Below are 543 nucleotides of genomic sequence, written 5' to 3'. Positions count from 1 at the left end.
ACCACTTACGGTGTTGCAACAGATTATCCAGATGATATATCTGCGGGTGAGATGGCTGGCGACACCTCGCTACTTTCTGTCAATATCAATCCAAATGTTGCTGACCTCATCAACGAAAAATTTAGTGTTGGTGGCGGCATCAACTTAGTTTATGCAGAAGCTGAACTGACACGTCATAAAGGTGCGTTGGCGCCGCTATTTGGTTCTGGTAGCAGTAAATCCGATAACCTAATTGGCATGGAAGGTGAGACTTTCGCATGGGGTTGGAACGTCGGTGCCCTATTTGAACTTAACGAAAACAACCGTTTTGGCTTTGGCTACCGTTCTAAAGTCGATCTAGATTTTGATGATGGTGAATTCAGCAGCTACGACTCTGGCATCGCAACCGCAGCAAAAGTTGATGGTCGCTTGAAGATTTCGCTTCCTTCTATTATCGAACTATCTGCATTCCATCAATTGAACGACCAATGGGCGATTCATTACGGTTGGCAACAAACTGACTGGAGCACTTTTAAAGAGCTAAAAGCGACCAGTAATGAATGT

Annotated in this window: 1 protein-coding gene; it reads left to right on the top strand. The window is 44.6% G+C overall.

The features are described from left to right. On the top strand, positions 1–543 hold a 543-nt coding region (locus tag R7093_RS27545; RefSeq protein WP_318147318.1), incomplete at both ends, for an outer membrane protein transport protein.

It is taken from the genome of Vibrio sp. 1580, assembly GCF_033340055.1.
The sequence above is the reverse complement of the archived record's forward strand: the minus strand, read 5'-3'. Positions and strand labels throughout refer to the sequence as shown.